3 protein-coding genes and 1 pseudogene are annotated in these 7,865 nt (G+C 39.9%); all 4 read left to right on the forward strand.

The window, feature by feature from the left end; genetic code table 11:
- Window positions 1-509 precede the first annotated feature (509 nt).
- The 4 genes and pseudogenes from CDZ78_RS12490 (at window position 510) to CDZ78_RS12505 (ending at window position 7,572) form a co-directional block, all read left to right on the forward strand.
- On the forward strand, window positions 510-3,539 hold the full coding sequence (locus tag CDZ78_RS12490) for a type I restriction endonuclease subunit R (RefSeq protein ID WP_087870311.1): 3,030 nt from the start codon (window positions 510-512) through the stop codon (window positions 3,537-3,539).
- On the forward strand, window positions 3,532-4,848 hold the full coding sequence (locus tag CDZ78_RS22040) for a restriction endonuclease subunit S (RefSeq protein WP_167374290.1): 1,317 nt from the start codon (window positions 3,532-3,534) through the stop codon (window positions 4,846-4,848). Before CDZ78_RS12490 ends, CDZ78_RS22040 begins: the two co-directional genes overlap by 8 nt.
- Window positions 4,845-5,944: pseudogene (locus CDZ78_RS12500) on the forward strand (AAA family ATPase). Before CDZ78_RS22040 ends, CDZ78_RS12500 begins: the two are co-directional and overlap by 4 nt.
- Before the next feature lie 2 nt (window positions 5,945-5,946).
- Window positions 5,947-7,572: a type I restriction-modification system subunit M gene (locus CDZ78_RS12505; RefSeq protein ID WP_087870312.1), complete on the forward strand. Its 1,626-nt coding sequence runs from the start codon at window positions 5,947-5,949 to the stop codon at window positions 7,570-7,572.
- Window positions 7,573-7,865: the final 293 nt, after the last annotated feature.

The raw sequence follows: 7,865 nt of genomic DNA on the forward strand, positions 1-7,865 counted from the left end.
TGTGGGTAACGTCTTTTCGTTATCCATGCTTTATCAATACGTCCCGTAGGGAGCCAATATATTCCCCACAATCAACGGTACCGCAGAGTTTGCAAAATGCGGCCTACGAGCATGATAAGGGGGCTAACCTTACTTGTATAAGCATTTGAATAAGGCTGCTCTGCCTGAAGAACAGGATTTCTACGTTCTCAATAATATTTGTGACAGAACAAAAAAAAACGCCTTCGGGGAGTCCCTACTTTTGCGAAAGCCCAAGTTCGCGGCAAAAGCTTAACGGGACTGATTAAAAGCTGCGATGTCCTGATTCGCCCTGCGTCCACTTATAAAAACCCTAGAGGGGTTTTTATTTAGTTACCTCAAATGGCTTGACGCGATGTCGGAATGCCTTGTGTTTTCTCGAAGCAAAAAGACGCTTCGAGAAAACACAAGGCCAGTGAGGTAGCATGGCGCGCCTGTCCACCAAACAACAGTTTTAGCTACTATCCATTATATGAATTGCGTGAATATAGATGAAAAAAGAAAAAGATATTGAAGAGTGTTTAATTACTAAGCTAGTAGATCTCAAGTATACCTATCGGCAAGACATTAGTGACAAGGCAACCCTTGAGAAAAATTTCCGCGAAAAGTTCGACGTACTAAATCATGTAAGCCTGACAGACGCCGAATTCTCTCGTCTACGAGATGAAATTATCACCGACGATGTCTTTAAAGCATCTCAAACCTTGCGAGAGAAAGGCTATTTTAGGCGTGAAGATGGAACATCGCTGCATTACACTCTTGTGAATATAAAAGAGTGGTGTAAAAACGAGTTTGAGGTTATTAACCAGTTACAAATTAACACCGATAACAGCCACCACCGTTACGATGTAATATTACTCATCAATGGCATTCCTGTCGCGCAAATTGAGTTAAAAAGCCACCAGATCGTTACCCGACGAGCCATGGAGCAAATTGTTAACTACAAAAACGATTCCGGCAATGGCTATGGCAATACCATTATGTGCTTTATGCAGCTATTTATTGTCAGTAATGAATATAGCACTTACTACTTTGCTAATAACCGCAATGAACACTTTAGTTTTAATGCAGATGAACGTTTCCTACCTATTTATCAGTGGGCAGATAAAGATAATACTAAAATTACTCACCTACACGCCTTTGCCAAAGACTTTTTAGCTAAATGTACTTTAGGCCAGAATATCAGCCGCTACATGGTACTTGTGGCGTCAGAAAGAAAGCTGATGATGATGCGTCCATATCAAATATATGCGGTTAAAGCCATCGTTGACTGCATTCAACAAAACCGTGGCAATGGTTATATTTGGCACACCACCGGATCAGGTAAAACACTAACATCCTTTAAAGCGGCCACGCTACTTAAAGATAATCCAGATATTGAAAAATGCTTATTTGTGGTTGATCGAAAGGATTTAGATCGCCAAACCCGTGAAGAATTTAATAAGTTCCAAGAAGGTTGTGTAGAAGAAAACACCAATACTGAAACGCTTGTTCGTCGTATGCTATCTGATGACTACGCCGATAAGGTTATCGTTTCGACCATTCAAAAACTGGGGTTAGCACTGGACGAAAATAGCAAGCGCAATAAAAGCAGGCTTAAAGAGGGGAAAAAAACCTACAAAGAACGTTTAGCCTCCCTACGAAACAAGCGTGTCGTGTTTATCTTTGACGAATGCCACCGTTCGCAATTCGGTGAAAACCATAAATCCATTAAAGAATTCTTCCCCAAAGCACAGCTGTTTGGATTTACTGGAACACCCATTTTTGATGAGAACTCAAGCTACACACAAGTGGATGGTACAGACGGATCATTTAAAACGACCGAAAATCTCTTTGAAAAAGAACTGCACGCCTACACCATTACCAATGCCATTGACGATAGAAACGTACTCAGCTTTCATATTGATTATTTTGGCGAAGGAAAGAAGGGTAAAGAACAAAAAAAAGGTGAGACCCTACCCTATCACGCGGTGGTAAAAAAGATATTGGCAAAGCACGATGCAGCAACCAATCACCGCCGCTTTAATGCAGTGCTGGCAACAGCCTCTATTAACCACGCAATAGACTATGTTGAAGAATTCAGAATTCAACAAGAACAAAAGCAAGTTGAAGATCAGGACTTTACGCCTTTGAATATTGCCTGCGTATTCTCACCCCCTGCCCAAGCGGTAGCGAAAGACAACAGCAATTCAGATAAAAACAGCAAAGACATTAAACAACTGCAAGAAGACTTACCGCAAGAAAAGGCGGACAATCAAGAAGAGCCAGAAAAGAAAAAAGAGGCACTTAAATTTATTATGGCCAACTTTAACCAACAATATGGTACTAACCATAAAATTAACGAATTTGACCTTTACTACCAAGATGTACAGCAACGCATTAAAGATCAAAAACACACCAATGCCGATCACCCCCACAAAAATAAAATTGATATTGTCATTGTGGTGGATATGTTACTGACAGGGTTTGACTCTAAATTCCTTAATACACTGTACGTGGATAAAAACTTAAAATATCACGGCTTAATTCAGGCCTTCTCACGGACAAATCGCGTCCTTAATGACAGCAAGCCTTGGGGTAATATTCTCGATTTTCGTGGGCAAGAAACCGAAGTTAACGCCGCTATCGAGCTTTTCTCAGGCGCGGCTAAAAACCGTGCGAAAGAAATCTGGTTAGTAGACTCTGCCCCTGTAGCAGTCGAAAATTACCAAAAGGCCGTCGAAAAACTAGATACTTTTATGCAAGGAAAAGGGCTGGATTGTAGCCCGTCAGAAGTGGCTAATCTAAAAGGTGATATTGCCAAAGCTGAATTCATTAACCACTTTAAAACCGTGCAAAAGCTCAAAACCCAAATTGAGCAATACACTAAGCTGAGCGATGAGCAACAGCAAGGCATAGAGCAAGCTCTATCTATCGATAACTTGCGAGGCTTTAAAAGTGCTTACTTAGAAATAGCCAAAGACCTTAAGCGCAAGCAAGATAAAGACGGTGAAGGTATTGAGATCGAAGTGCAACAATTAGATTTTGAATTGGTGATCTTTGCTTCTGCTGTGATCGATTACGATTTCATTATGGGATTAATCGCCAAATCCACCCAAGACAGCAACAAAGAAAAAATGACACGCAAAGAACTAATCAACATGATTAGTAGCCATGCAAACCTAATGGAAGAAAGTGAAGATATTATTGATTATATCAACAGCCTCAAGGTTGGCGAAAAACTAGATGAAAATCAAATCCGCAAGGACTACCAAGCCTTTAAGGCAGATAAAACGACCAATGAACTAAACACGTTAGCTACAAAACATGGGCTACAGCCACAAACCTTACAAGATTTTGTCGGTACAATTATTAACCGCATGATTTTCGATGGTGATCATTTAAGTGATTTATTGTCACCGCTAGAACTGGGTTGGAAAGCCCGCATAAAAAAAGAATCGGCATTAATGGAAGACTTAGCGCCACATTTACATAAACTGGCACAAGGGCGTGAAATTTCGGGGTTATCGGCGTATGAGTAAGAAGAGTAAAAAAGGCCTGATGCAGCAACTATTCCCGGCTGAAGGTGAAGCTGTTCCCGAACTGCGATTTCCTGAGTTTCGTGGGGCTTGGACGAGAGAACCTCTTTGTAAAATCGGTGAGGTTTTACCTGGTTATGGGTTTCCTGAAGAATTACAAGGAAAAGCACAAGGTGAATACCCATTTTACAAAGTTAGTGATATATCTAACGCTATTCTTAATGGTAGTCATTTTATTGACAAGGCAGCACACTATATAAATGAAGAAGATCTAGCTTTGATAAAGGCAAAAACAATACCAATGGGCACAACTATTTTTGCAAAAATTGGCGAAGCGATCAGGTTAAATCGTCGAGTACTCACTACTTCAGAATGTTTAATTGACAATAACGTGGCTGGTGTAAAAGCTATTCCTGGCAAAGCTAACGATCTTTATATTTTCTACGTGCTTTCACAGGTAAATTTGATCGAATATTCAGGCGGCGTGGTACCTTCTTGTAATAAAAGTACTCTTGAAAATATTTCAGTTTTTAGTGCGGAGCTAGAAGAACAACAAAAAATCGCCGATTGTCTATCCTCCCTTGACAACTTAATCACCGCCCAAGCCCAAAAAATAGAATCACTCAAAGATCATAAGAAAGGCCTGATGCAGCAGCTATTCCCTGCTGAAGGTGAAGCTGTTCCAAAACTTAGGTTTCCTGAGTTTCGGGGTATGGGTGGGTGGGAGAACAAATCAATTGGCGAAGTTACTACGGTAATAGCTGGTGCTACTCCGAGCACAAATAATCCTAATTATTGGGGGGGAGATATTCCTTGGATGAACTCTGGAGAATTAAATCTTAAAAGGGTATATAAGGTGTCAAATGGAATAACAGCTTTGGGATTGAAAGAAACAAGCACTAAGCTGATTCCTCTTAGCTGTATTCTAATAGGGCTGGCTGGCCAAGGTAAAACAAGAGGTACAGTAGCCATCAACTATATTGAATTATGCACGAATCAATCTATTGCTACCATTCTGCCCAATATTTATGAGTTCGTTAGTGAATTTTTATTTCACAAATTAGATTCAATGTATTTCTATCTCCGATCTTTGTCTAAAGGAGAAGGAGGAAGGGGTGGGCTTAACCTTCAAATTATTAAATCTGTAAAAATTTCATTACCTAGGCTAGAGGAACAAAAAAAAATAGCCGATTGTCTATCCTCCCTTGACAACTTAATCACCGCCCAAGCCCAAAAAATAGAATCACTCAAAGATCATAAGAAAGGCCTGATGCAGCAGCTTTTTCCTACAACTGATGAGGTGGAACAATGAGTAATACCTTAGAAGAGCTGGTGACGCATTTACGTCACCAGCTATCCCCTGGGGGAGACAATAAAAAATATCTGTTGCTGTTTGCTTATAACGGCACAGGAAAAACACGATTATCCATGGGCTTCAAAGAAGAAGGAAAAAACAATGGTGATGCAGACACCCTGTATTTCAATGCCTTTACCGAAGATTTATTTAGTTGGGACAACGACTTAGATAATGATACTCAAAGGGTGTTAAAGCTTAATACAGGTTCGCGCTTTTTCGCTGGTCTGCAAGCGTTTGAAATGGATAACCGTATTCGTAAACTATTACAGCGCTATGCAGACTTTGATTTTAAAATTGATACTGACAACTGGACTGTTATCTTTGAGAGGCAAGTCATAAATGGCGACACTAGCGAAACGATTGAGCATATTAAAATTTCCCGTGGGGAAGAGAGTATCTTTGTTTGGTGCTTTTTTTTCGTCATTGCACAACTCGCCATTGATGAGCAAGAAGCCTACGCTTGGGTGAAATACATCTACATCGATGACCCTATCTCGTCACTTGATGACAACAACGCAATTGCCGTGGCTAGCCACTTGGCGTACCTGCTTAAGAATCAAGATAGGGTGAAGGTAGTAATTTCTTCACACCACACCTTATTTTTTAACGTGTTATGGAATGAACTAAACTGTAAAAAATGCGAATCTTATTTTCTGAGCAACGACAGCAACTCAAATGGTTATAACTTGCGTGAAACCAATAGCACACCTTTTTTTCAACATATTGCTTTGCTAAAAAATTACATGAAGCGGCTGAATCAGACAACCTATATACATATCACTTCAACATACTGCGTAATTTACTTGAGAAAACAGCCACCTTTCATGGATTTAACCGCTTTTCAGAATGCATCAAAGAAGATAAAGATGTCTATGCACGTATGATTAATGTATTAAGCCATGGCAATTATTCGCTGTTTGAACCCATGGAAATGCTGGATGAAAACAAAAATCATTTCAAAGCAATATTAAGGAATTTTATGACTAATTACAGGTTTAATCCTGAACTATTCCCTAAGCAAACAGATAAAAACATAGAAGAGTCAACCTAACCATGACAAAAGAACAACACAAAGAGCTGGGTAGAACCCTTTGGGGTATTGCCGACCAATTACGTGGCGCAATGAATTCGGATGACTTTCGGGATTATATGTTGTCGTTTTTGTTTTTACGGTATTTGTCAGATAACTACGAGTTAGCAGCCAACAAAGAATTAGGCGCTGATTATCCTAAGCTTGAAGAAATCGATAAGCGTTCCCCCTTGGCTGTGTGGTATGAGAAAAATACAGAGGATATTGCCGAGTTTGAAAAGCAAATGCGCCGTAAAGTGCATTATGTGATTAAGTCAGAATACCTGTGGAGCAGCATCGCTGAGTTAGCTAGAACACAAGATGCTGACTTGCTTGTTACCCTACAGAATGGTTTTAAATACATTGAAAACGAATCCTTTGGAGATAATTTCCAGGGCTTGTTTTCAGAGATTAATTTAAATTCTGAAAAACTGGGTAAAAAGCACGAAGATCGGAACGCTAAACTATGCAATATCATTTCAAAAATTGCAGAAGGCATTGCTGATTTTTCAACCGATAGCGATTTATTGGGTGATGCCTATGAATATCTGATTGGTGAGTTTGCGGCAGGTTCTGGAAAAAAAGCTGGGGAATTTTATACCCCCCAACAATTATCCAATATTTTGTCTGAAATCGTCACGCTTGATAGCCAAGATCCATCCACAGGAAAAAAGAAAAAACTAAACAAAGTGCTCGATTTCGCCTGTGGTTCAGGTTCGTTATTGTTAAATGTACGCCAGAAGTTAGGCGCTAACGGTATTGGTAAAATATACGGACAAGAGTCTAACATTACGACGTATAACTTAGCGCGTATGAACATGTTACTGCATAGGGTTAAGGATTCTGAATTTGAAATCTATCATGGTGATTCACTGCTGAATGATTGGAGTCGTCTCAATGAAATGAACCCTTCTGAGAGGGTAAAGATAGATGCTGTAGTGGCAAATCCTCCTTTTAGTTACCGTTGGGAACCTAATGATTCGTTAAGCGAAGATTTCCGCTTTAAGAGCCATGGGTTAGCCCCTAAATCGGCTGCTGATTTTGCTTTTTTATTACACGGCTTTAGCTTTTTAAGTGACGAAGGCACGATGGCCATTATTTTGCCTCACGGTGTACTATTTCGTGGTGGAGCAGAAAGCCGCATTCGTACTAAGCTACTCAAAGACGGCCATATCGATACTGTTATTGGTTTGCCTGCCAACCTGTTTTTCTCAACTGGGATTCCTGTATGTATTTTGGTGCTAAAAAAATGCAAAAAGCACGATGATGTGTTGTTTATTAATGCCAGTGAATATTTTGAAAAAGGAAAACGTCAGAATCGATTACGTGATGGTAAAGATGGCGAGCCAAATGATATTAAAAAAATAGTCGAATGTTATCAATTCAGAACTGAAGAAGTGAGATATTCACGGTGTGTAAACATGCGTGAAATTGAAAAAAATGATTTCAACCTGAATATTTCACGTTATGTTAGTACGGCAAAGCCAGAGCCGATCATAGACCTGAAAACTGTCAACAGTAAATTAATATCCTTAGAACAGGACGCTTTGAAGGCGACCAAAACCCACAATACATTTCTAGAGGAGCTGGGGGTATCACCGTTACCCTAGCTAAAAATCAGGGAAACGGAGCTTAACGAAGTGATGATTTTTAGTCCCTGGTAGTCGGCAGCGCACGAGGGAGGCAAAGAACTGCATTCCGAAAGCCGTCCAGGGCATCTCCCATTCGCTGCATAGGCGAATGAATTATGGCGACAGGAGTCCTGTAATTTCGTGAGGTAGCATGGAGGGGATGTTACCTTTTTAGTTACTTATACAAACTATAAACGAACGTTTATAATATGTATAAGTAACTAAAAAGGTGTGCTTATGATTAAGAAAGCAATCGGTTACGTAAGAGTATC

This window comes from Bathymodiolus platifrons methanotrophic gill symbiont, from assembly GCF_002189065.1.
In the GTDB taxonomy this organism is placed as follows: Bacteria; Pseudomonadota; Gammaproteobacteria; order Methylococcales; family Methylomonadaceae; genus Methyloprofundus.